This is a genomic window from Sphingobium limneticum, assembly GCF_008710165.1.
GTDB lineage: Bacteria > Pseudomonadota > Alphaproteobacteria > Sphingomonadales > Sphingomonadaceae > Sphingobium > Sphingobium limneticum.
Map to the genome: position 1 here is coordinate 14,406 of NZ_VYQA01000023.1, position 21,392 is coordinate 35,797.

General features: G+C 59.1%; 21 protein-coding genes. 8 read left to right on the plus strand and 13 right to left on the minus strand.

From position 1 onward, the window contains the following. Positions 1-37 precede the first annotated feature (37 nt). Both F4U95_RS21260 and F4U95_RS21265 read left to right on the plus strand, forming a co-directional pair. Positions 38-913: a bestrophin family protein gene (locus F4U95_RS21260; protein ID WP_037510716.1), complete on the plus strand. Its 876-nt coding sequence runs from the start codon at positions 38-40 to the stop codon at positions 911-913. 145 nt (positions 914-1,058) lie between these two features. After that, entirely contained in the window at positions 1,059-1,682 is a 624-nt protein-coding gene (locus F4U95_RS21265) for a carbonic anhydrase (RefSeq protein ID WP_004210803.1), read from the plus strand. A 103-nt stretch (positions 1,683-1,785) separates the two neighbouring features. On the opposite strand, the gene F4U95_RS21270 is transcribed toward F4U95_RS21265, so the two are convergent. From F4U95_RS21270 to F4U95_RS21280, 3 genes are all read right to left on the minus strand, one after another. Further along, positions 1,786-2,646: a pPIWI-associating nuclease domain-containing protein gene (locus tag F4U95_RS21270; protein WP_125998965.1), complete on the minus strand. Its 861-nt coding sequence runs from the start codon at positions 2,644-2,646 to the stop codon at positions 1,786-1,788. A gap of 134 nt (positions 2,647-2,780) precedes the next feature. Beyond that, positions 2,781-3,731, minus strand: a complete 951-nt coding sequence (gene tcmP / locus F4U95_RS21275) for a three-Cys-motif partner protein TcmP (RefSeq protein ID WP_037480024.1) — start codon at positions 3,729-3,731, stop codon at positions 2,781-2,783. A gap of 66 nt (positions 3,732-3,797) precedes the next feature. Then, positions 3,798-4,538 (minus strand): DUF5131 family protein, encoded by a 741-nt coding sequence (locus F4U95_RS21280; protein WP_017503063.1) that lies wholly within the window; start codon positions 4,536-4,538, stop codon positions 3,798-3,800. 175 nt (positions 4,539-4,713) lie between these two features. On the opposite strand from F4U95_RS21280, the gene F4U95_RS21285 reads away from it, so the two are divergent. Beyond that, a complete protein-coding gene (locus F4U95_RS21285) occupies positions 4,714-5,994 on the plus strand; it encodes a three-Cys-motif partner protein TcmP (protein ID WP_037480023.1) in 1,281 nt (426 codons plus the stop codon). Between the two features lie 31 nt (positions 5,995-6,025). On the opposite strand, the gene F4U95_RS21290 is transcribed toward F4U95_RS21285, so the two are convergent. From F4U95_RS21290 to F4U95_RS21300, 3 genes are all read right to left on the minus strand, one after another. Further along, entirely contained in the window at positions 6,026-7,783 is a 1,758-nt protein-coding gene (locus F4U95_RS21290; RefSeq protein WP_125998924.1) for a hypothetical protein, read from the minus strand. A gap of 272 nt (positions 7,784-8,055) precedes the next feature. After that, on the minus strand, positions 8,056-8,952 hold the full coding sequence (dmeF, locus tag F4U95_RS21295) for a CDF family Co(II)/Ni(II) efflux transporter DmeF (protein WP_052027850.1): 897 nt from the start codon (positions 8,950-8,952) through the stop codon (positions 8,056-8,058). A 50-nt stretch (positions 8,953-9,002) separates the two neighbouring features. Continuing rightward, positions 9,003-9,278, minus strand: a complete 276-nt coding sequence (locus tag F4U95_RS21300; protein ID WP_004210808.1) for a metal/formaldehyde-sensitive transcriptional repressor — start codon at positions 9,276-9,278, stop codon at positions 9,003-9,005. A 106-nt stretch (positions 9,279-9,384) separates the two neighbouring features. Between F4U95_RS21300 and F4U95_RS21305 the strand changes: the two genes are divergently transcribed. Beyond that, on the plus strand, positions 9,385-9,582 hold the full coding sequence (locus tag F4U95_RS21305) for a DUF1289 domain-containing protein (protein WP_037480019.1): 198 nt from the start codon (positions 9,385-9,387) through the stop codon (positions 9,580-9,582). 50 nt (positions 9,583-9,632) lie between these two features. Here the strand turns inward: F4U95_RS21305 and F4U95_RS21310 are convergent, their stop codons facing one another. From F4U95_RS21310 to F4U95_RS21335, 6 genes are all read right to left on the minus strand, one after another. After that, positions 9,633-9,968, minus strand: a complete 336-nt coding sequence (locus tag F4U95_RS21310; RefSeq protein ID WP_004210810.1) for a hypothetical protein — start codon at positions 9,966-9,968, stop codon at positions 9,633-9,635. Positions 9,969-10,029: 61 nt separating this feature from the next. Continuing rightward, positions 10,030-10,563: a GNAT family N-acetyltransferase gene (locus F4U95_RS21315; protein WP_009821101.1), complete on the minus strand. Its 534-nt coding sequence runs from the start codon at positions 10,561-10,563 to the stop codon at positions 10,030-10,032. A gap of 59 nt (positions 10,564-10,622) precedes the next feature. Next, positions 10,623-11,693, minus strand: coding sequence for an acyltransferase family protein (locus F4U95_RS21320; protein WP_009821102.1), 1,071 nt, complete (start codon positions 11,691-11,693; stop codon positions 10,623-10,625). Further along, on the minus strand, positions 11,680-12,882 hold the full coding sequence (locus tag F4U95_RS21325; RefSeq protein ID WP_009821103.1) for a carboxylate--amine ligase: 1,203 nt from the start codon (positions 12,880-12,882) through the stop codon (positions 11,680-11,682). The genes F4U95_RS21320 and F4U95_RS21325 overlap by 14 nt, the downstream gene beginning before the upstream one ends. A 174-nt stretch (positions 12,883-13,056) precedes the next feature. Then, positions 13,057-13,416: a hypothetical protein gene (locus tag F4U95_RS21330; protein WP_125999565.1), complete on the minus strand. Its 360-nt coding sequence runs from the start codon at positions 13,414-13,416 to the stop codon at positions 13,057-13,059. Positions 13,417-13,476: 60 nt separating this feature from the next. Next, positions 13,477-13,746: a metal-sensing transcriptional repressor gene (locus tag F4U95_RS21335; RefSeq protein ID WP_009821105.1), complete on the minus strand. Its 270-nt coding sequence runs from the start codon at positions 13,744-13,746 to the stop codon at positions 13,477-13,479. A gap of 105 nt (positions 13,747-13,851) precedes the next feature. On the opposite strand from F4U95_RS21335, the gene F4U95_RS21340 reads away from it, so the two are divergent. Then, complete coding sequence (locus F4U95_RS21340) at positions 13,852-15,189, plus strand: MFS transporter (RefSeq protein WP_037480016.1); 1,338 nt, start codon at positions 13,852-13,854, stop codon at positions 15,187-15,189. Between the two features lie 182 nt (positions 15,190-15,371). Here F4U95_RS21340 and F4U95_RS21345 read toward each other — a convergent pair whose 3' ends face one another. After that, positions 15,372-15,581: a hypothetical protein gene (locus F4U95_RS21345; protein ID WP_125999564.1), complete on the minus strand. Its 210-nt coding sequence runs from the start codon at positions 15,579-15,581 to the stop codon at positions 15,372-15,374. 112 nt (positions 15,582-15,693) lie between these two features. On the opposite strand from F4U95_RS21345, the gene F4U95_RS21350 reads away from it, so the two are divergent. From F4U95_RS21350 to F4U95_RS21360, 3 genes are read left to right on the plus strand one after another with little or no spacing between them, the layout of a single operon-like run. Then, positions 15,694-16,962: a TolC family protein gene (locus F4U95_RS21350; protein WP_009821107.1), complete on the plus strand. Its 1,269-nt coding sequence runs from the start codon at positions 15,694-15,696 to the stop codon at positions 16,960-16,962. Beyond that, complete coding sequence (locus tag F4U95_RS21355) at positions 16,959-18,113, plus strand: efflux RND transporter periplasmic adaptor subunit (protein WP_150426835.1); 1,155 nt, start codon at positions 16,959-16,961, stop codon at positions 18,111-18,113. The genes F4U95_RS21350 and F4U95_RS21355 overlap by 4 nt, the downstream gene beginning before the upstream one ends. Beyond that, complete coding sequence (locus F4U95_RS21360; RefSeq protein WP_009821109.1) at positions 18,110-21,346, plus strand: efflux RND transporter permease subunit; 3,237 nt, start codon at positions 18,110-18,112, stop codon at positions 21,344-21,346. Before F4U95_RS21355 ends, F4U95_RS21360 begins: the two co-directional genes overlap by 4 nt. The last annotated feature ends 46 nt before the right edge of the window (positions 21,347-21,392 follow it).

Sequence of the window (21,392 nt, forward strand, 5' to 3'; positions counted from 1 at the left end):
GCTACACTTCTCACATCATAGACAATGGAGCACCGCGATGATCGTCGGAGCGCGTCCCCGCCTGCAGCAGATCATACTCGAAATCTGGAAGCCGCTGACCATCCTGTTCGCTTGGGATGTGGCGGTCACCATTTTCCATCGGTTCATGCCGATCAAGGAGCCCGCGCTGCCGGTCGCGCTGTTCGGCACGGCCATCGCCTTGTTTCTCGGGTTCCGGACGAACGCCGCTTACGCCCGCTGGTGGGAGGCGCGCACCTTATGGGGCGCTTTGATCAACGCATCGCGCAGCATCGCCCGGTTGTGTCGCAATGTATTGCCGGCTGGCCCGGAAGCGGAAGCTATTGTGCTGCGGCAGATCTCTTTCGCGCACGCGATGCGGTGCCGGCTGCGGGGGCAGGATCCGACAGAGGATATTGAGCGGCTGGCGGGCAAGGAGGCCGCCGAAGTGGCTGCCGAGCGTACGAACCGCCCCAATGCGTTGCTCGAGGACATGTCTCGCATCGTGTCTGGAGCGCGGGCTGATGGGAAGATCGACACCATCCAGCAGTCCCTGTTCGAACGAGTGATGATCGACATCGCCAATGCCCAGGGTGGCATGGAGCGGATCAAGAACACGCCGCTGCCCAGCGGCTTCGAGTTCATGCCGAACTTCTTCACGCGGCTGTTCTGCGTGCTGTTACCGATCTCGTTGGTAGAGACGCTGGATCTCTACACACCGATAGGATCGACCTTGATCGGGATGATCTTCCTGGCTGCGTTGCGGATCGGGCAGGATCTGACGGACCCGTTTGCCAACACCGTCCATGACGTGCCGCTATCAACGATGTGTAGGACGATCGAAATCGACCTTTTGGAGTCTCTGGGGAGGAAGAGCCCGGGGCCGCTTCCTCCTGTGGCGGGAACGCAGTGGTAGGGTAGGGGATCAAAGGACAGACGCAGCCGTTACACCCTCCAACAGGCCGTAAAGGGACGGAAATCAATCGTTACGATCGAGTTGGGCGCCGGCGACAGACGGTTCTTATCTGCCTCGCGCGCCCATTCATGTGAAGGAGTAAGAAGTGGCAACTGCAAGCGTAATTAGCACGCAACCGACACCGGACGAGGCCCTGCAGCGCTTGGTCGACGGCAATGAGGCATTCGTGGCTGATGCGCCGGTGCCGGCCGACTTGTCACGCGAGCGGCGACTGGCGCTCGCAGAAGGTCAGCAGCCGTTCGCGACGCTGGTGGGCTGTTCGGACTCTCGCGTTGGTCCAGAACAGCTGTTCGGTGCCGGCCTCGGCGAACTGTTCATTGTCCGGACTGCCGGTAACAACGTGGACACCGCCGGCATGGGCTCCATCGAATATTCGGTGGCCGTGCTGAAGGTGCCGCTCATCGTCGTGTTGGGGCATGAGAAGTGCGGCGCTGTTGCGGCTGCAGCCGACGTCGTGACGAAGGACACACGCTTTCCGGGTAGCATCGCCCGTATGATCGAGCCGATCGTGCCGGCTGTTCTGGCTGCTCAGCGCAATGTCGGCGAAGACAAGCTGGTCGACACTGCTGTCGAGGAAAACGTCCGGCGCATGGTTGAACGTCTGCAGAAGTTCTCAGAGCCGATGCTTATCGAGCCGCAGGAACGTGGCGAGTTGAAGGTCGTGGGCGCCGTGTACGAACTGTCGACCGGCCGGGTGCGCTGGCTCTAAAAGCGCAGGCTTTCCCGACGGACATAATCAGAGTTTGGCTGGTTATGTCCGTCGGGAGTGCGCGGATATCGTGGCAGTGATAGTCGCCCTTTGATGCTAAGCGTTATTTGTAGAAGCTGCTTGTGTCGACTTTTACTCGCACGTCTGACGCGGTCACCGTCAGCGGGTCGCTGATGGGAAGTTCGATTTCCGCCTCATAGGGATATTCGTCAGTGTCGCGGGAGCCGATATCATTCGCAACATCAGATCCTGAGCCATATTGCAGTTCGACCACAACGGATCCGGTCACCTCGTAGTAGATCGTGTTGGCATCCATGTCGGTGACCACGATTTCGTCGACCCAGTGATGGTCGATCGCTGTGTGGGTAGACAGCTCATCGAGCTCCTGGATTGCTTCCCCAATCATCTTTTCGAACACGGCGGTCTGCATCGCTCCCGCGATCGCCTCTTCGATAAGGTCGCGGCTCTCTTCAGCCGCGTCCAGTAGGGCGTTGATTCCGTCGAGAACTTCGCTGAAAATCCGCCTGATTTTTGAGCCGTCGGCTAGGATGGTGTTTGGGCGGACATGTGTAGAGCGGTTTAGCGCATTCACCATGTCAATCAATTCGTCGGCATGGGGCTTCACCTCGAACTTCAGTATGTCCTTTACGAATTGGTCTGAAAGGCCGGCCTTGATGATGTAATTCGCCCGTTGCCTCCTCGTCACCGTATCGGTGTCTGGTGCTTGCACGAACCAGACGCATGCACGGACATCTTCGTCAGGTGACAGTTTGTGGATAATATGACCGACCGCTTCGCGCAGGCCGGCTGCTACGAAGTTTCCACGGATTGGGTTGCTCTTGCTCTTCCCTACTTTGATGCAGCCTTTGAAGACTGTCTTCAGGAATTTGTCTCGATCGAAACGCTTCGCGAGAGCGCGTGACGATTGGCTGATCTCGCGCCAGGTGGCAATCTCATTTCTCATCATAATTCCATTTCAACATCGTCTTTTGAGATTTCTGTCCAGGTGTTGATCTTGATCCAGCCGGACTTCACTCAGTGCCTTTAGGCAGGCGATATCGAAATAATAGCTGGACTGATGTGGGATGGTGCTTGTCGTCACCGGGACGAAGGTAAGGTTCGTCCGCCAAACTTTTTAATCTGAGCAGCGACGCCCCTCTTGATCAGCGACACCGCCCGTTCGTTGGGGTTTCCGCTGAGCAGGAATAATGAAAACTGGCGCAGTTTATGCCGGGTCAAGATCGGGATCGGCTCAGACACGAAACTGAAGATGGTCCGTAGGCGTTCGGCCGCGAATTTTTCTACCTTGTCAGGGTCGGCACTTCGGTTGGGCGTTGATGTGGCCGCAAAGTCGAAGAGGTCTGAAGGCTTGGGGGTGTACTTGTAGAAGTGCTGCTCCCAATCGGGGGTGCCGAAAACCTCATTCAGCGATGCCCTTTTTCCAGCGTCGAGAGCCGCATGGTCGTGGCTCAACTGGCGAAGGGCGGCGTGCAGTGGAAAGAGATACCAGACGTCTGCTCGTTGGGTGTTTGCAAGATATCTCAAAGTATCCCATCGAACAGACATGCCATAGGGGTCGAGGAATACGACGGCGCGCTGAAGTCCGCTCCGGCCCGGCTGCGTCCAAGGGCCATTGGAGAACACCTTGCGCAGTTCATCGTTGGCATCCCCAGGGACGCATCGGATGTCGTGGTTTGGAAAGTCGGATTTCACCCGCTCTAGTGCGGCGAAGCGCTGTGGATCCTTCTCGATGAATACGAAGTGGCGGAAGGGCGGATCAATGGCTATCGCACGACGTGCAGAGCCCTCCAGGCGGACGCGTTCCATGACTCCTGGCTCTTGGCTAAAAAGCCCGGCCGACTTGCTTTCGATGGTGCGGTCACCTGTCCCGGCGAATGCATCAATGTACCACGTTTCGAAGGGATTGGTCGGCGACGGACTCGCTTGCAGCGCTCGCGTGTAAAAGTTGAGGTAATCGGAAACAGCATTGAGCTTGATCTCGGTCCACCCGCCACCAAAGGTATGTTCAGCTCTTTCCACATCGGCCATGTCGGGTTTGTCTCGGTTAGGCCTCAGCGGCACCGTTGATCTTGTCTGGTGGGGATATGCCCCTCGTTAAGCGGCGCGCGAGGCGACGGGAACCGGCAGCTCGTTCCATTCGCGCCCGTCGAGATCACGGCCGCCGGTCTTTGGCCGGATGCCGCCCCATTGTTTGAAGAAGAACGCGACGCCTTGTTCGGCGCATAGGTCGCGAATTTCACGCGCCCATTCGATTGCCATCGGCCGCGCGCCCGGCCCACTTTCGCCGCCCGCAATAACCCAGTGAATGCCCGTGAGATCAACTTTTCCGACTGAACCGATCAGCGGTTCTACGGAAAGGAAGCGGACGCCAGCAGGTGCATCTCGCAGATGCGTAATACGAGCGCTGGATTTGCTGTCTTCGACCGACACACCGAGCCAAATGTGAGCCGGTGGTGTGGCATCACGGTAGCGCCGCTTGAGATAGCTGCGCATCAGCGAACTGCGTTTCGTCAACACTTGGAAGACGTGCCAATCCGCCTTCTCCATCGTGTCGAAGACCTGATCGATGAAGGTGCGGGGCACCTCCTTGTGGAATAGGTCGCTCATCGAATTGACGAAGATCATCCGGGACCGCTTCCAAGCGAGCGGTTGCGCTAGCCGTTCAGGCCGAAGGGTGAGGTCGAAGCCATGTTCGAAAGGATGACCTGGGATGCCGCGCCACCGCTCAGAGAAGCGGGCGGCATAGCAATTGTCGCAGCCGGCAGTAATCTTCGTACAACCCGTCACCGGATTCCACGTCGCATCTGTCCACTCGATTGCACTGCCGTCGGCCATAATAACGCGCCCCTAGAACGTACCATGAATCTTGGCATATCGCGAATCGTGGGGCAACGAGTTTCGGTGCCAAAACTGGAAAATATGAGCAAAATGAATGAGAAGGGGATGGACAGTTGCTGTAAGTATTACTCATAACTTGTCTATGGCGGCAGGGCCAGCGAGGCATCAATCCATGGCAGGTAATCTGGGTTACGATTGGATCGTGGGCGGTAGTCTGCCCGAACTCGGTCGCCACAGTGCGGCAAAGCATGAGATATTCGATGCCTATGTTGGGGCGTACATTCGCACACTGACTAAGAGTCATCGCACCCGTGCTCTCAACCTCACAATCGTTGACGGGTTCTGTGGTGGCGGTCGCTATACGCTTGATGGCGGTCAGGTTGACGGGTCTCCACTTCGAATGTTGGCTGCAGTCGACCGGGTTCGGGCTGAGGTCGCAGCGGCACGGACACTAGGCATTGCGATCAATGTCGACTTTGTCTTCGTCGATGCGAACCGCAACCATATCGATTTTCTACGGGATCTTCTGGAAAGCGAGGGTCACGGCTCTCGGATCGGGCGGGACATCCATATCCTCACTTCGAAGTTTGAAGAGGTCTCTGGAGATGTGATCGCACGCATCCAGGCAAGAGGGCGGGCGCATCGCTCCTTGTTCTTCCTGGATCAATACGGATGGAGTTCAGTCACATTCGCCACAATCCGCAAGATCATGGCAGCCCTTCAAAACCCGGAAGTGGTGCTGACCTTCATGGTAGACCATCTGGTGAACCTGCTGAATGACAGGATGATCGACACCGCGGGCTTGGCGGCGGTCGATCTCGGTCGCAGTGATGTCCAGGACATGCTGCAAATGAAGCAGATGCGGGGTTGGAAGCGCTTCATCCAAAACACGCTCTACGAGCATATCCAGCGGAACACTGGCGCCGATTATTACACGCCGTTTTTCATCCACCCCGAAGGTGGGTCCAATCGGGATTATTGGCTCCTGCACCTGTCGAAGCACCATTCGGCTCGAGAGGAAATGGGCAAGATCCACTGGGGAATGGAAAACACATTCGAGCATTTCGGTCGAGCGGGCTTTAACTCGCTTGGTTTTAATCCAAGCGAGGATGTGCGGAAGGATATGTTGGACTTTGGCTTCAACGACAACGCGCGAACCAGGTCGGAGAACGCCGTTGTCGACCAACTCGCCAGGATGCTTCACGCACGGGCGGCAGCCGGGAAGGGGCCGCTGACCAAGAAAGAACTGTTCGCATCCCATTGCAACGAGGCGCCGGTAATCGGTGAGATCGTGGATGCAGCGCTGGTCGAACTACGCAAGGCGCAGGATGTGATTATCACTGGCAAGGATGGAGCGTTGCGACGGTCAGTGAAGACGTTCGCTTGGGATGACGAGATCAAGGTGTCTCGGGAGCCTGGCCTTTTCTCTGTGTTCGATCAAAGAGCAGCGTGACAGGTCAATCATTTCAGATGCCGTATGTCAGCTACCAGATCCTTTTGTAGGTTTTCCCGTTAAGATCGGTGAGCTTGGGATCTGCAGGCATTAGGTCAATGCATCGTTGAAGAGTGGGAATGTCTCGCACGAAATGCATTGGTGTGGTGTTTGCGATTCGATGGTTTGGGGTGGAGAGGAAAGCTCCGGCTGCCTCTGTCGTGTCAAAAACGCGATCGCACATTGCGACGAGAATTTCGATGTAGGATAGACCTTTGCGCATCATGGTGTAAGACGCGCATCGACGATGAGTGTTTTCGAGAAACGGGTGCGGGCCGCCGCCCTCTGCATCGGGCTTGTTGTATTGCCGTGCTTGCCTTCTTCGAAGCCACTCTTCCTCGATGCCTAGTAGGTGTCGGACGGGCCATCCACCGTCCAGCATGTTCACTATGGCCAGCATCTCTGCGACGAGACGGGCGTAGGCCACTCCGCCTTCAATACAGATTTGTCGCGGGGTTATGCCGTTGTGCGAGAGCGGCTCGACATACCAATCGCGAAATTCGAATCCAGATAGCTTGCGGCGACGTCCTGCGGCTATGTATTCTCGTTGAAGCTTTTTTCGACGCTTAATGTAGGCCGCTCTTTCTGGATTGATACGAAAGGTATTTGGTTTGGATCCGTGGCAAATTATGCGCCTGGCGATCGGATGTGCGTCTTCTATATCTGGCTCGTCGCATAGCATTCGCATGTAGGTTGCGACTGCCTGATTAGGTGTCCCATATTCTTTACGGCTGATGCCGGCAGCTTCAAGCACATCCGGGTCAACTTCATATGGGCTTGGAAGCTCAGCATTCAAAAATGGGTGGCGTACGGGAGGAACTGAATTTTGTGGTTGGTCTGCCCGGGTACGGGAGAGGTAAATGTTGGGTGGTCTGTCGTATAGGATATCGCCATTTTCATCCGGTTTGGACCGGAGAAAATCGCGAAGGGTTACGTGCTGCCAATTTCGGGCAGGCGCAGAGAACCAGTGCTCACCGGGTATCGTTCTGCCGACAAAAGCTCCAGTTCCGTAGTACGTAATTTCAGCTTCGTGCTGCTTGCGGGTCTCACTTTTTATCCGATGGGGAATGTTTTCTATCAGGTCGCGCAGTCGATTGCCTTCGTTGGTGATGATTTGCCTTCTTTCTTCCTTGAGAAGGGCAATGCGTTCGGGCTCCAACTGATGCGCGATCCAGACGCGGGGGGCATCGGAAAGGATCGCCTGTCGCAGATCTTGGCCCGAAGTTGTCTCGAAATCATAGTCAGCGACGTCGATCTCGATGCATGACTGGATACGCTGGCGGAGAAGCTCTGCCTTGGCTTCGTCAACCGCGTGGTAAACCTTGATCTCGACATTCAGGCGTCCATCGGGATGATATAATACGATGTCAGGCCTGATGCCGTCCTGCCACTCTTCCAACGTAACGGCATGGTATTTCCACTCCGTCTCAAAGTCGCGTGCTATGTCCAGATATTCGACATGGTGCAGAGGAAGTCCGACAGTACGGGCCTCTTCGATTACCATCTTCGACCACAGGTGAAGGCTTGTTTCGAGGCCGGATGTGCATTCGTCATGCGAAACATGTGCAAAGTGACCGCGCCGAGTTATGATTTTGTCGCTACCCTTACGGGTATGCGGGACGGTTTCTGCAACGTGGCGCATTTCGGATTGGCAGCCGGCGCAGATAAATGGCGCTTGGGTTTTAGAAGCGTCATCGATGTGAACGACCTTGCCGGTTGATTTCACAAGAGCGAAGGGATGTTTCAGCATTTTGAACCATGGACAGATCTATTGTGGCGAGGCGTCCAATGGATGAATTTCCTTTGTCGCCGTGGAGCGCGCACAAAGTTCCTACGTTCTTTTTATCTCTTCCTCTCCTGCCGACCCAAGCCATTTGGAACAGTCAGAGTGAACCGCGACTCTTGTGAAGGCTTTCTGTCTGGGCCCGTGGTTATGGATATTCCGATCGCGTGTTCCTAAAAATTTATCCCACATTTCCACGATTCGAGAAAATGTGGGATAAATCGCGATATTCCTGTCGGTTATGCCACTGTCGCGACTTCGACGGTAAGGTGCTGGAGCTCGTGAACGGGCACCAGGCGCCGCCGGATTTCCGTCGCATCTACACCCGGATGGGCAGACACGCCGACGATCGCGGAGTGTGCTTCAGGGCCGATCTTCCACACGTGCAGATCCGTGATCCGGGCATCGCCAGTCGTCTCGACCAACTCGCGGACTTCATCGGCCACGTGGCGATCGGTGCGATCCAGGAGAATGGCGGCCGTGTCGCGCATCAGTGACCATGACCAGCGTGCAATCACAACGGCACCGACAATGCCCATGATGGGATCCATCCATACCCAGCCCAGATAGCGACCGGCCAGAAGTGCGGCGATCGCCAACACCGATGTCAGGGCATCGGCCAGAACATGCATGTAGGCAGAACGCAGATTGTTGTCGCCACCATGGCTGTGACCATGGTGATGCCCGTGATCATGGTGATGACCATGGTCGTGCCCATGACCACCAGATAGAAGGAAGGCCGACGCTATGTTCACGAGCAGTCCGAGGATTGCGATCCATGTGGCTTCCGCGAAGGCGACGTTGATAGGCTCAAACAGCCGCATGACGGACTCAACGCCGATAGCGAGGGCGATGATGCCCAGGACGAGGGCCGATGCGAAGCCGGCGAGATCCCCGACTTTCCCGGTGCCGAAGCTGAAGTCGCCGTTATGAGCATTGCGTTTCGCGTAGGCATAAGCCGCGGCTGCAACACCAAGCGCTCCGGCATGGGTGGCCATATGGAAGCCGTCAGCCAGTAGGGCCATCGATCCAGTAGTGTAACCAGCGACAATCTCTGCCACCATCATGAGGGCGGTGAGCACCACGACCCAGAGTGTCCGGCGGGCATTGTCGTCATGGCTGGCGGCCAGGAACATATGTTCGTGCGTCAGGTGGCCGGTGTCGGCCAGCACGGCGGTCTTGGTACTCACTTGCTGTACCTCCGGATGATCGTGACGAGGTCCTCTGCGCCTTGCTGGCGTTCTTCGGGCGACAGACCGTCGCGTGCGACATGGGCCTCCAGATGTTCGACGATGATCTCATCGAGAAGGCCATTCACGGCGCCGCGAACGGCTGCGACCAGATGGAGGACTTCGGTGCAATTCGCATTGCCGCCAAGCGCGCGCTCTACTGCGCCAACCTGGCCCGCGATGCGCTTGATTCGCCCGAGTAGCGCGTCTCGGTTTTCATTGATGTGGGCCATTTTTCCCTCGGTAGCCTCAGTGTCATGCAGCAAATTGCTGCTGGTAGGATGATGCTCTATAGGGTAGGGGGGGTATGGTATTCAATCAAATTCAGTGGAATGATTTGTGCGCTCGCCTTGCATTGACCTTTGTGGTTTCGACGCCTCGTCCGGCTGGTGCCGCGGTTGCGGCCGTTCTCGTGAGGAAGTGCGTCGTTGGCGCAATCTGCGCCCGGGCGAGGCGCGTAAGGTTGCTGCGGATTTACCGCAGCGCCTGTCCAAGCTGCGCGCAAAGGGCCTGACGAATGATCGCACCGACGACTGACCAGCCTTTCGGCTGATGTCGTCGGTGCGATGGGTGGCAAGCGGAAGCTGTTAGCCAGGCGCGACCTTCAACTGGTGATCGTCTCCGTATCGAATGCGGCAGGAATAGCCATGGCCGCACTCGGTGTGCATCTGCGATACAGCGGCTTTCGTTAGCCGCTGTATCTGGCCACTATCTTCGATTTCGATCCGTTCAACCGATTGGAAGTCGAAAGGTGCGACCGGCACATTTTCCCGACCCTGCTTGATGAGTACCCCGTAGTGCGCCGTGCCTTTGAAATAGGTCACCCGGATGTCATGGGAGCTTTCGTTCTTCCATCTGGGATGGACGGGACCGCATGCGGACAAGCATAGGGCCAAGGCGGTCAGTAAGATCGTCGGTTTCATGGTCTCAATTTCTTGCGGGATTGCTGTTCCTAACAAATCCGCCCTAACCGGGCATGAATGCCTAACCCTCAGGGGCGACGCGATCTGGTCGCATCAGCGCCATGTTCACCACATCGATCCAGTTCCCGCCCATGAAGAGCGCGTTGCGTGAGGTGCCCTCTTCGACAAAACCCAGCCGATGGTACAGCCGCCGTGCGGGTTCGTTATGGGCGAAGACGTTCAGTTCGAGCCTGCTCAGGTTGAGATCACGCCAGCAATATTCAATGGCGACTGCCATCGCGTCTGCTGCCAAGCCTTTGCCGCGGTCTTCGACCTCACCGATGCGGATGCCGATAAGGGCCGATCGATGGATGGCGTGGATTTTGTGGATTTGGATGAATCCCACAATGTGCGGAGCGTCCTGCACGCGAATAGCGAAGAAGACGCGTGAGGCGTCCTGATCGGCATTTAGCCAGAATGCTTCCTGATGCTGCCAGTTAAGCGGTCGGTAGGGTTCATTCAGGCGAGCGTCGTCGGCATTGTCCATCCAGCGGAACAGGCGCTCGAGATCGACAGGGAAAATGGGGCCGAGGGCCACGGTGTTGCCAAAGAGCATATTGGGTCTTTCATGATGTGCAGATGGCCGCGCGGATGGCGACCGAAGAGGAAGCTCGATCAGACTGGCTGGGGGCTAAGGCGCCTGAGCCACCATGTTCGGATGGCCCGCTCCGCAGGTGCCTCGATGCTGTGGTGCAGGAGGGCTGCCAGACCAAGCATCGTTGCCGACGTGACGATGACCCCCGCGAAGGGGCCTATCTGTGCGCGGTCGATTGCCCGGAGCAGCACGAAGCCGGCGTGATGGTGGATGAGATACAGCGGGTAGCTGAGAGCGCCGAGATACAGCAGAATAGGATGAGTGATCGCGGACAGGCGGCCGTTGATGGCCAGCCAGAGCATCACCTGAATTCCGACCCCGGCGATCAGGAAGGCGGCGCCGCCATTGAAGCCCAGTATCGCCAGCGCCATCGCGAAATAGGGAAGTTGGTCGAGATAGCGCCGTTGTGCTGACCACGCTCTGTAGGTGAGCACACCAATGGCGAAGAACGGGCTGTATTGGTTCACCAGGAGCATCTGTACCCGATACGGCGCTATCTCGGAGACGGAGGCGATCGCGCCAACTGCCATCCAACCAGCAAGCAGGTACTCGATGCGCACCCGCTTGCGCGCCATCCATGCGAGGGCCGCGCATATGTAGAAGGCGAGCTCGACGGTCAGCGTCCAGTACACGCCATCTACAGACGGGACGAAGAAGAAGCCTTGCAACATGGTTAGGTTGATCATGACCGTTTCGAATTCCGCCTGTAGCCGTTCGGTCCCGCTCCATTGCACGACCAGCGTCGTGATCAGCACCGCCGCCCAATAGGCTGGGAAGAGCCGGGCAACACGCTTGATGGTGAAGTCGGCGATGCCCACGGTGTTTTCCAGCGTGCGACTGATCACGAAACCGGAGATGCCGAAGAACAGGAAGACGCCATAGCCTCCGGCATCGAACCTCACGCCGATGCTGCGGCGCTCGGGAAAGAAGTCGGGATAGATCGAGGTGTAGTGGAACAGCATCACGCTGATCGCCGCGATCCCGCGCAGGGCGTCGAGTTCCTTCAGCCTGTTTCTGAACGGGCCGCTGACCGGTTGCTGTTCAAGCCGATCAGGACGCACGTTGACCTTCTGTTTTTCAACGAGGGTCATGACGGCCCCCCTTGAAAATCTTCCCGACCATGTTGCGGATGTCTTGATAGAATGGGCCGGTATCGTCCTTGTCAAAGACGTAGTAGCGCATGTTCGGGCGCACGAAGTCCGCGAGGTAGGATCGCAGCTCCTGCAGGCGGCTATATTCAGCGACGCGCTCATTAACGCGAGAGCGCCTGATGAGCAGGCGCATGAGCCGCTTGGTTTCCGGAATCATATAGCGTGCCTGAATTATGTCTTGCCGGCCCACCGGCGCGTCAACGACCTGGCCCAGGACCGAACGTCGATAGGCTTCCCAGGCGAAGAGGGTGTCACAATGGCGAGTGAGCGGGAGGCTGCCCCAATAGCGGCCGTTTACTTCCATGAGCCAATAGCGCTTCCGTGCCGCGTCATAGCGATACTCGACCATGGCGGGGCCCTCCCACTCCAATTCCTGAAGCAGGCGCTCCGACAATTTCATCTGGGCTTGATGCTGATGGAGTGGCTCGTTGTAGCAGAGCGTCGACACCCCGCCTTCTGGCGGCCATTCATGAAGGCGCACATGCTGAAAGCGCAGGGTCGCGCGATCACGCCTCATGTAGAGCATTTGGCCAAGCCCCACGCCATCGCAATAGGACTGGATCAGGGGCCAGCGGCCTATTGTTTGGAAGCGATCAAGCAAGCGGTCGAGTTGGCCGGCATTGCTGACGAACTCTGCCTTCTCCCATTTGAGGCCAGCCTCTTCGAGAAGGGGGAGGATGTCATTTGGGTTGTCCCACTTGGCGATAGCGGGGAAGGTCTGCTCAGCGATCCGCGCGGCGAAATCTTCGCCGGCTCGAGGTTGCCATGTCTGCGGCACGTCGAACCCGAGCTTTCTGGCTGCGCTCAGTGTGTCGCTCTTGCTGAGCGCCCGCTGCAATTGCTCCAAGCGGGGCGTCAGAACCTGGCACTTGCCGATGTACTTTGGTCCTGACGCCAGTTGCAGCAAATCGGTTTCGGACACAGCAAATAGTGCCATCGCGCCCGTGCGACGTACGATGTCGGGCATCCAGGACATGATTGGCCCGGCCGGACGGATGATGGCTTGCGAGCAATGTCGTGAGGCTGCAGCCATTGAGGTTGCGGCCGTACCGACGCCGATGACCGGCACGTCCTTTTGGCCGAGTTCACGGATGATGCTGAGATTGATCGCGCTATCGAGCCCGAGCACGATAGCAGGTGGGTGCGGACGCAAAGGACGCCCGCCAGAATGCGGTGTTACCACAGAAGATGCCTTTCGAACGTGCCGAAGGCAGCGGCGGACGTAAAGCATCACAGCCGCTGTCAGACTGGCAGGTCAGACCAATCGGAAGGTCGGGCGCCCTGCGAAAAGGGCGCTGCGGCATCAGGCGGAGGGCGGCTCTAGCAGCGGAGGGGAGGGGACGATCGTCAGCTGTTGGTCATCAGACCGACGGAACTGACGCTTGAGAATACGGCGGTGCCGGTCGCCTACACCAGCTATCCTGACGTCGTCTGCTGATCCGTGCGTGTGATGACCGGTGTGACGGTGAGAACCGTCAGGAAGTTCGTCCGTCTGCCCATCAACCAGATCCGCCGGCTCAGTGTGCGCCTTACCTACTGGATCGGTATGGGTATATTCGTAATGATGTCCCTGAAGCGGCGCGTGCGGCAGGGCGGCTCCAGCCGCTCCTTGAGCGAGGATCGCCAGAACTGTCAGCATTATGCAGCGGATCAGCTGTGTCATGTCGCCTTGGCTCACATGCTCAGTTCGGGTTGCGCTCGGAGGCCTATAACAGAAATGGCGTTACAGATATCGTGAGATTGCCCGGAATTCTTCAACGGCCTTGGAGACGCCGCCGCTGTCTTGGCTATGGCTGAGACAATGATCGATATGATCGTTGATCAGGGTCTTCTTGGCGTTGACGATCGCACTTTCGACCGCTTGCAACTGCTGGGCGATCTCGACGCAGGGACGTCCTTCTTCGATCATTGTTACGATGCTGCGCAGGTGGCCGCCAGCACGGTTCAATCGCTTTATGATCGCAGGATGCGTCTCGTGCTGATGATCGGCCATGCAGAATCGACTCCAAGAATGGCGCTTGCAGTATCCTCCCCGGGGGGATACTGCAAGCGCCATTCATATCCCCCCGGGGAGGATGATTCGTCATGAGGTCATGCAATGCTTTCGGTGTTGAGCAATCGGACATACCGTCACCTGTTCTTGGCGCAGGTGGTGGCTTTGGTCGGAACCGGGCTGGCTATGGTCGCGCTGGGGCTGCTCGCCTATGACATTGCTGGCGGATCGGCAGGCGCAGTGCTGGGGACCGCGCTGGCCATCAAGATGATCGCCTATATTGGTGTGGCTCCCGTCGTAGGCGCCTTTGCCGACAGGCTGCCGCGTCGCGCCTTTCTCGTCACGATGGATGTGCTGCGCGCCGCCGTCGCGATCTGCCTGCCGTTCGTCAGCGAGATCTGGCAGATCTACGTCCTGATCTTCGTGCTTCAGTCTGCTTCGGCAGCGTTCACGCCCACTTTTCAGGCGACCATTCCCGATGTTCTGCCGGAAGAGCGCGACTATACCAAGGCACTCGCCCTGTCGCGGTTGGCTTATGATATGGAAAGCCTGACGAGCCCGATGCTCGCGGCTGCCTTGCTGACTGTCATCAACTTCCACTGGTTATTCTCGGGCACGGCGGTCGGTTTCGTCGGTTCGGCCATTCTGGTCCTGTCGACCACCTTGCCTCGAGCGCTCAACCGTAAGGAGGTGCGCACTGGCATTTATGCCAAGACCACCAGGGGCATGCGGATTTACCTCAAGACGCCACGGCTGCGCGGCCTTCTCGCTTTGACCTTTGCTTCGGCGGCGGCGAGTTCGATGGTGATCGTCAACACTGTTGTCATTGTGCGGGACCAGCTTGGCCTTGGCCAGCGGGACGTTGCCTTCACGCTGGCAGCCTTTGGTGGAGGCTCTATCCTCGCTGCGCTGGGGTTGCCCCGTATTCTCGACCGCATATCCGACCGCTCGATCATGATCACTGCCGCAGCAGTGCTGGCTTGGGGGCTTGCGATCATGGGTGCCCTCACGCACTGGTTCGGCAGTTCTTCCAACTATTGGTCCATACTGCTCGCGGGTTGGTTTGTCCTGGGTATGGCCTATTCGATGAGTGTCACCCCGTCGGGGCGGCTACTGAAAAGGTCGGCCAATGCGGAAGATCGGCCTGCACTCTTTGCGGCGCAGTTCGCCCTGAGCCACGGAAGCTGGTTGATCTGCTATCCGCTTGCTGGCCAGCTTGGCGCGAGAGAAAATCAGGTAATGACGTTCATTGCCATGTCGATCATCGCGCATTTTGGTGTGATCGCTGCTTATTTGCTGTGGCCGAGCGCGGATCCTGACGAACTTCCGCATGATCACGTCGATCTTGATGCAGACCATCCCCACCTTCGGGACAAGCATGGCCAAAGCGCTGGCCACGCCTATGTGATCGACGATCTTCATCAGCATTGGCCAAGATCATGACTCGTTCTTTCGGTCGATCCGGCTTGCCGAGCGCATGTGACGAAGATAGCGTGCGCGCCATGCGAGCATTGCACTCATCCCGGCGTAACAGCACGGCGCTTATATGGCGTCGGCGCGTGTCGACGCTGTGCGGCCTGCTCGCTTTGTTGGGTGTGACCCTGCTGACCACTTGGCATGACACCCTACCTCAGGCGCATGCGGCCCAGCAGGTCGCGTCCAGCGTCGCCGATCACGATCATCACCATGACCGGCATGAGTCGAAGGACCAGCCTGACCTGGCAGACATGATGCACATTGCTGCACATGCCGCGCATCAGTCGACAGATCTCCCGTCGCAGCCCGTCATAGTTGCAGATGTTGCGCCGGTCGCTGGGCGTTGGGAGCTGTTCCACGCTGCCGCGTTGGGTTCCACGGGGCCAGCCTCTCTCTTGAGACCACCCGAGGTCTGATCCCTGGCGCGCATCTGCGCGCATCTTTTGATCAGACCTACGAGGGAATTACACAATGCAAGCCTTTCGAGGCCGGCTGCCGCGTATTGCGGTATCCGGCGCGGTCGTTGCGACCTGCCTTATGGCGGGTGGCACGGCTGCAAGCGCGCAAGTCGCGCCACCATTTGCCGAGCTTTTTCGGCAAACCAGCGAAGCGCCACGTCAATTGGAGCTCGAAGCCGAAGTAGATCGAGCCGAAGGATTGGCACGGCAGGCACGCGCATATCCCAATCCGACCGTGAGCGTCATGACGGAGAATGTGGGGGGGCAACGCCCTTACAACCGCTTCGGTCGTGCGGAAAACACGCTCCAGGTAAACCAGCCGCTTGAGCTTTTCGGAAAGCGCTCCGCTCGCATTGCGGCAGGCGAAGCAGGCGTGGTCGCTGCTCAGGCGCGTACGCGTGACGGCCGGCTGTCCTATGCATATGAACTGGCGCGTGCCTATGCTGGCGCTGAAGTCGCCGATCGCAGGATCGGGCTGGCTGAAGATGAACTGGAAGAAGCAGAAGCGGATCTTAAGGCCGCCCGCGCTCTGGTTGAAGCGGGCAAGGAAGCCCGGCTTCGCGGCCTTCAGGCTGAAACCGAAGTGAATTCGCTAAGGGCTGTCGTCGATACGGCCAAAGCAGAGCGGGTTGGCGCCTATTCCCGCCTGACTGCGCTCAGTGGTCAGTCGGTGTCTTATTCGACGCTTGCCGAACCCATGTTGGACCGGTTGGCGCCGATGAAGGGGCAGGGGCCCATCGACCCGACGCAGACGGCGCCGTATCTGGCAGCGAAAGCTGACGCAGAAGCCGCCGCGCGGCGGGTGACGTCCGCCAAGCGGCAGGCCATTCCTGATGTGACGGTGTCCGTCGGCGTTAGACGGCTTGAGGTCGATAACGCGAATGCTCTGCTGGCAGCTGTGAGCGTGCCATTCCCGCTCTTCGACAGGAACCGCGGCAACATCGACGCTGCGCAGGCCGAACTGCGCGGCGCGCAGGCACGGGAGGCGGCAACCCGGTTGGAGGCCGAGGCTGCAATCCAGGCTTCGCTTGCCCTAAACGAAGCGGCAGACGCCAGAGCAGCGGCTGCGGATAGAACGCTGTCCACGGCCGAAGAAAGTTACCGGCTTGCACGCATCGCCTATGAAGCGGGGAAGTCCCCGCTGATCGAATTGCTAGCTGCCCGCCATGGCCTGGGAGCTGCTCGCGGCGTGGTGCTCGATGCCCGCGCTGCCCAGTTCGATGCCCGCGCCAGCCTTGCACGGCTTGAGGGCCGCACCATCACCGGAGAACCCGTCCAATGAAGTCCGACAACACACTCTATGCCGGCGCTGCGGTCGGCCTCATTCTGGCGGCACTGGCCGGCTTCGGCGTTGCACGCATGACAGCGCCCAGCGCACCGGTGGCTGAGGAAAGCGCTGCGGAAGCAGAGGCCCAGCCTGCCGATACCTTGGAAATCACTGCGGACGGCATCAAGACCTCGGCAATCTCGGTTGAAGCTGTCTCCGGCTCCAGTCTCTCGGGGATCGTCATGGCGAGCGCCACGGTTGAAGCTACGCCTGATGCCGAGGCTGTTCTAACCGCGCGAGCGCCAGGCACGGTGACGCGCATCTTCAAGCGTATCGGTGATACGGTTCAGGCCGGTGAGGCGATCGCGCTGGTGGAAAGTCGTGATGCCTCGGCAATCGCGGCTGATCGGGGGACCGCGGCGGCGCGCGCGACACTCGCTGCGCGGCAATTAGCCCGCGAGAAGAGCCTGCTCGCGCAAGGTGTATCGGCGCGGGCGGACTATGAAACGGCCGAAGCCAATCTGGCGGTAGCTCGGGCCGAAGCGCGCCAGGTGGACGCGGCTGCGCGTGCAGCACGGGTTGCTGGCGATGGTCGGTCCGTATCTGTCGTGAGCTCGGTCTCTGGTCGGATCACATCGGCAACAGCAAGTCTGGGTTCGTTCGTCCAGGCGGAGACAGAACTGTTCCGGGTTGCAGATCCGCGCAGCATCCAGATCGAGGCCGCGGTTCCTGTGGCTGACGCTGGCCGGGTAAAGGCTGGCGATCGGGTGGAACTCACGACGTCCGACGGCCAGAAGGTGGAAGGGCGTGTGCGCTCGGCGACCGGTGTTGTCGACGCGCAGACCCGGCAAGCCACAGTCGTCATCACCCCGAGCGGTGGTGGCAGCGCGATCGCTCCGGGACAGCTTGTGCAGGCACGTATCTTCGCCAGCGGTGGCCAGGGTGCCAGCGGTGTTACGGTGCCGCAGGATGCAGTCCAGACAGTCGGCGAACGGACAGTGGTTTTTGTCCGCACACCCAAGGGCTTCAAGGCACAGACCGTTCAGGTCGCCAGTCGCAGTGGCGGCATGGTTGCGATTGCGGTTGGCCTGAAGGCGGGGCAGCAGATCGCGACGACCAACGCCTTCCTCCTCAAGGCTGAGCTTGAGAAGGAGTCGGCAGAATGATTGCGCGCATCCTCAGTCTATCCGTCAGGATGAGATGGGCGGTGTTGTTCCTGACACTCGCCATTGTCGGATTTGGCGGCTGGCAGATCACCAAGCTGCCGATCGACGCCGTGCCGGACATCACCAACCGTCAGGTGCAGGTCAACACCTTCAATCCCACGCTCGGCCCGGTCGACATGGAAAAGCAGGTGACTTATCCGGTCGAGACGGCCCTTGCCGGCATTCCAGGTCTCACCATGACCCGGTCGCTCACGCGTAACGGGTTCAGCCAGGTGACGGCGATCTTCACGGACAGCACGGACATCTTCTTTGCTCGTCAGCAGGTCACCGAACGTCTTGCGCAGGCAAAGGATAGTCTGCCTTCCGGCGTTCAGCCCAATCTGGCGCCGCTCAGCACCGGCCTTGGCGAAATCTTCTTCTACTCGGTGGCATTTCGTCATCCCGATGGGAAGAACGTCAAGATCGTCAATGGCCAGCCTGGCTGGCAGTCGGACGGCAGCTACCTCACGCCTGAAGGCGAGCGACTAACCACCGAACTGGCGAAGGCGGCCTATCTGCGCACCGTGCAGGACTGGATCATCCGTCCGCAAATGCGCAATGTCAAAGGCGTGGCCGGCGTCGATTCCAACGGCGGCTTCGTGAAGCAGTATCTGGTGCAGCCCAATCTCAACGCGCTGGCCACCTATGGCCTGTCGGTGACGGAACTGGCTGATGCTTTGCAGCGGGCGAACCTGTCGGCAGGCTCCAACTACATCAAGCGGGCCGGGGAGAGCTTCCTGGTTCGCGCCGATGCGCGCCTGAAGTCGATTGAGGAAATCGAGGAGGCGGTCGTTGCGACCCGTGCCGGCGTGCCGGTGCGCGTGCGTGATGTCGGTGAAGTGGTCATCGGTGGCGCGGTCCGCACCGGCTCCGGCAGCCGCATGGGATCCGAGGCTGTGATCTCGACCGTCCTGATGCTGGTGGGCGACAATAGCCGGATCGTTGCGATGAGCGCGGCGGAGAAGCTCACGCAGATCAACAAGGGTCTGCCGCCAGACGTCTTTGCCGAGCCGGTCTATAACCGCTCGAAGCTGGTGAATGCGACCATTTCGACGGTCGAGAAGAACCTGACCGAAGGCGCGCTTCTCGTCATCGTGGTGCTTTTCCTGCTGCTGGGCAACATCCGCGCGGCGCTGATCACGGCGGCGGTCATTCCGGTGACCATGTTGATGACGGCCAGCGGCATGAACGCCATTGGGGAATCCGGCAACCTCATGAGCCTTGGTGCGCTCGACTTCGGTCTGATCGTCGACGGCGCGGTTATCATCGTTGAGAATGCGCTGCGACGGCTCGCTGAACGGCAGGAGCATGAAGGGCGTCTGCTGACGTTGTCGGAGCGGCTGGGCGAGACGACGGAGGCTGCGGTCGAGATGGTTCGACCGACCGTCTACGGGCAGCTCATCATCTTCCTCGTGTTTGTGCCGTTACTGACCTTCCAGGGTGTCGAGGGCAAGACCTTCTCGCCGATGGCGGTCACGCTCATGATTGCTCTGGCCTCGGCCTTCATCCTCTCGATTACCTTTATCCCTGCGATGATCGCCATCGTGATCAAGGGGAAGGTGAGCGAGACGGAAGTGAAACCGATCCGTTGGTTCAAGGAAAAGTACGAGCCGCTCCTGAAGAAAGCCGTGGCGCGTCCCTTGCCGTTCATTGCGGCCGGCGGTGGCATGTTCCTGGCAGCCGTCCTGTGCTTCGGCCTGCTGGGCGAAGAATTCATGCCCCAGCTTGACGAGAAGGACATCACGGTCACGAACTTCCGTGTGCCGTCGGCCTCGATCGACCAGTCGACAGAGATGCAGCTGCGGATCGAGAATACGCTAAAGACGCTGCCGGAAGTGGCTCTCGTATTCTCCAAGAACGGTAACGCGGACCTGGGCACCGATCCCATGCCGCCAAATGCCTCGGACACCTATGTCATCCCCAAGCCCGAGAGTGAGTGGCCATCCGATGTGAAGAGCAAGGACGATATCCTCAAGCGGATCGAAGCGAGGATGAAGCCGCTGATCGGCAATCGGACGGAGATCCAGCAGCCGATCCAGATGCGCTTCAACGAGCTTATCGCGGGCGTTCGGGCTGACGTGGCCATCAAGCTCTATGGCGATGACCTCGATCAGATGAGCCAGCAGGCGCAGCGCATTGCTGCGGTGGTTCGGAAGATCCCCGGTGCCGGCGATGTCAGTGCCGAGCAGACATCCGGCGCGCCGACGTTTGACGTGCAGATCGACCGACTGGCGGTCGCGCGTTACGGCCTTTCGGTCGAAGAGGTTGCCAATACCGTGGCGGCTGCTCTTGGTGGCCGGGAAGCCGGGCTGCTGTTCGAAGGTGACCGTCGCTTCTCGGTCGTGGTCCGTCTACCCGATGCGCAGCGCGATGATCTGGAAACGCTGGGGTCCATCCCGGTGATGTTGCCTACCCCAGAAGGTCAGGTGGCAAGGTCCATCCCGCTCCGCGAGGTGGCACGGTTCAGCTTCACATCAGGGCTGAACCAGATCAGCCGCGAGAATGGCAAGCGTATGGTGATCGTGCAAATCAACGTGCGTGGCCGAGATCTGGGCGGCTTCGTCACAGAGGCGCAGCAGAAGGTTGGCGAACTCCAACTGCCTGCTGGCATGTACACCGATTGGGGCGGCACGTTCGAAAGCCTTCAGTCGGCGCGTCTGCGTCTGCTGATCGTGGTGCCGATCTGCTTCGCCGCGATCTTCGCACTTCTCTACATGGCATTGGGTGGCGCTATCCCAGCAGCGATCGTGTTTAGTGCGGTGCCCATGGCTCTCGCGGGCGGTGTTTTCGCTCTGCTGCTGCGCGGAATTCCGTTCTCCATCACGGCTGCGGTGGGCTTCATTGCTCTCTCCGGTGTCGCGGTTCTGAATGGCCTCGTCATGATGAGCGCCATCCGCAAATATCGAGAGGATGGGGCAGAGGAGGATCAGGCGATCATCGGCGGCGCGATGGAGCGCGTGCGGCCGGTGCTGATGACTGCGCTCGTGGCAAGTCTCGGCTTCGTGCCGATGGCCCTCGCTACGGGGACAGGGGCTGAAGTGCAGCGACCGCTTGCCACGGTGGTCATTGGTGGCCTCATCACGTCGACGGCGCTGACGTTGCTCGTGTTGCCGGCGATCACGGCATTCATGGGGCGCCTCAAGAAGAAACAGGCGCAAGAGTCGTCGGGTAATTCCGAACCGGCAACTGCTTAATCGAAAGGCAGGCGGCGGCGGAGCTGCCGCCTGCTTCATCTATGAT

Coding starts and splice junctions, on each gene's coding strand:
- F4U95_RS21260 (WP_037510716.1), top strand. CDS start 38: ATGATCGTCGGAGCGCGTCCCCGCCTGCAGCAGATCATACTCGAAATC.
- F4U95_RS21270 (WP_125998965.1), bottom strand. CDS start 2,646: ATGAGAAATGAGATTGCCACCTGGCGCGAGATCAGCCAATCGTCACGC.
- tcmP (WP_037480024.1), bottom strand. CDS start 3,731: ATGGCCGATGTGGAAAGAGCTGAACATACCTTTGGTGGCGGGTGGACC.
- F4U95_RS21280 (WP_017503063.1), bottom strand. CDS start 4,538: ATGGCCGACGGCAGTGCAATCGAGTGGACAGATGCGACGTGGAATCCG.
- F4U95_RS21285 (WP_037480023.1), top strand. CDS start 4,714: ATGGCAGGTAATCTGGGTTACGATTGGATCGTGGGCGGTAGTCTGCCC.
- F4U95_RS21290 (WP_125998924.1), bottom strand. CDS start 7,783: ATGCTGAAACATCCCTTCGCTCTTGTGAAATCAACCGGCAAGGTCGTT.
- dmeF (WP_052027850.1), bottom strand. CDS start 8,952: ATGTTCCTGGCCGCCAGCCATGACGACAATGCCCGCCGGACACTCTGG.
- F4U95_RS21300 (WP_004210808.1), bottom strand. CDS start 9,278: ATGGCCCACATCAATGAAAACCGAGACGCGCTACTCGGGCGAATCAAG.
- F4U95_RS21310 (WP_004210810.1), bottom strand. CDS start 9,968: ATGAAACCGACGATCTTACTGACCGCCTTGGCCCTATGCTTGTCCGCA.
- F4U95_RS21315 (WP_009821101.1), bottom strand. CDS start 10,563: ATGCTCTTTGGCAACACCGTGGCCCTCGGCCCCATTTTCCCTGTCGAT.
- F4U95_RS21320 (WP_009821102.1), bottom strand. CDS start 11,693: ATGACCCTCGTTGAAAAACAGAAGGTCAACGTGCGTCCTGATCGGCTT.
- F4U95_RS21330 (WP_125999565.1), bottom strand. CDS start 13,416: ATGACACAGCTGATCCGCTGCATAATGCTGACAGTTCTGGCGATCCTC.
- F4U95_RS21335 (WP_009821105.1), bottom strand. CDS start 13,746: ATGGCCGATCATCAGCACGAGACGCATCCTGCGATCATAAAGCGATTG.
- F4U95_RS21340 (WP_037480016.1), top strand. CDS start 13,852: ATGCTTTCGGTGTTGAGCAATCGGACATACCGTCACCTGTTCTTGGCG.
- F4U95_RS21350 (WP_009821107.1), top strand. CDS start 15,694: ATGCAAGCCTTTCGAGGCCGGCTGCCGCGTATTGCGGTATCCGGCGCG.
- F4U95_RS21355 (WP_150426835.1), top strand. CDS start 16,959: ATGAAGTCCGACAACACACTCTATGCCGGCGCTGCGGTCGGCCTCATT.
- F4U95_RS21360 (WP_009821109.1), top strand. CDS start 18,110: ATGATTGCGCGCATCCTCAGTCTATCCGTCAGGATGAGATGGGCGGTG.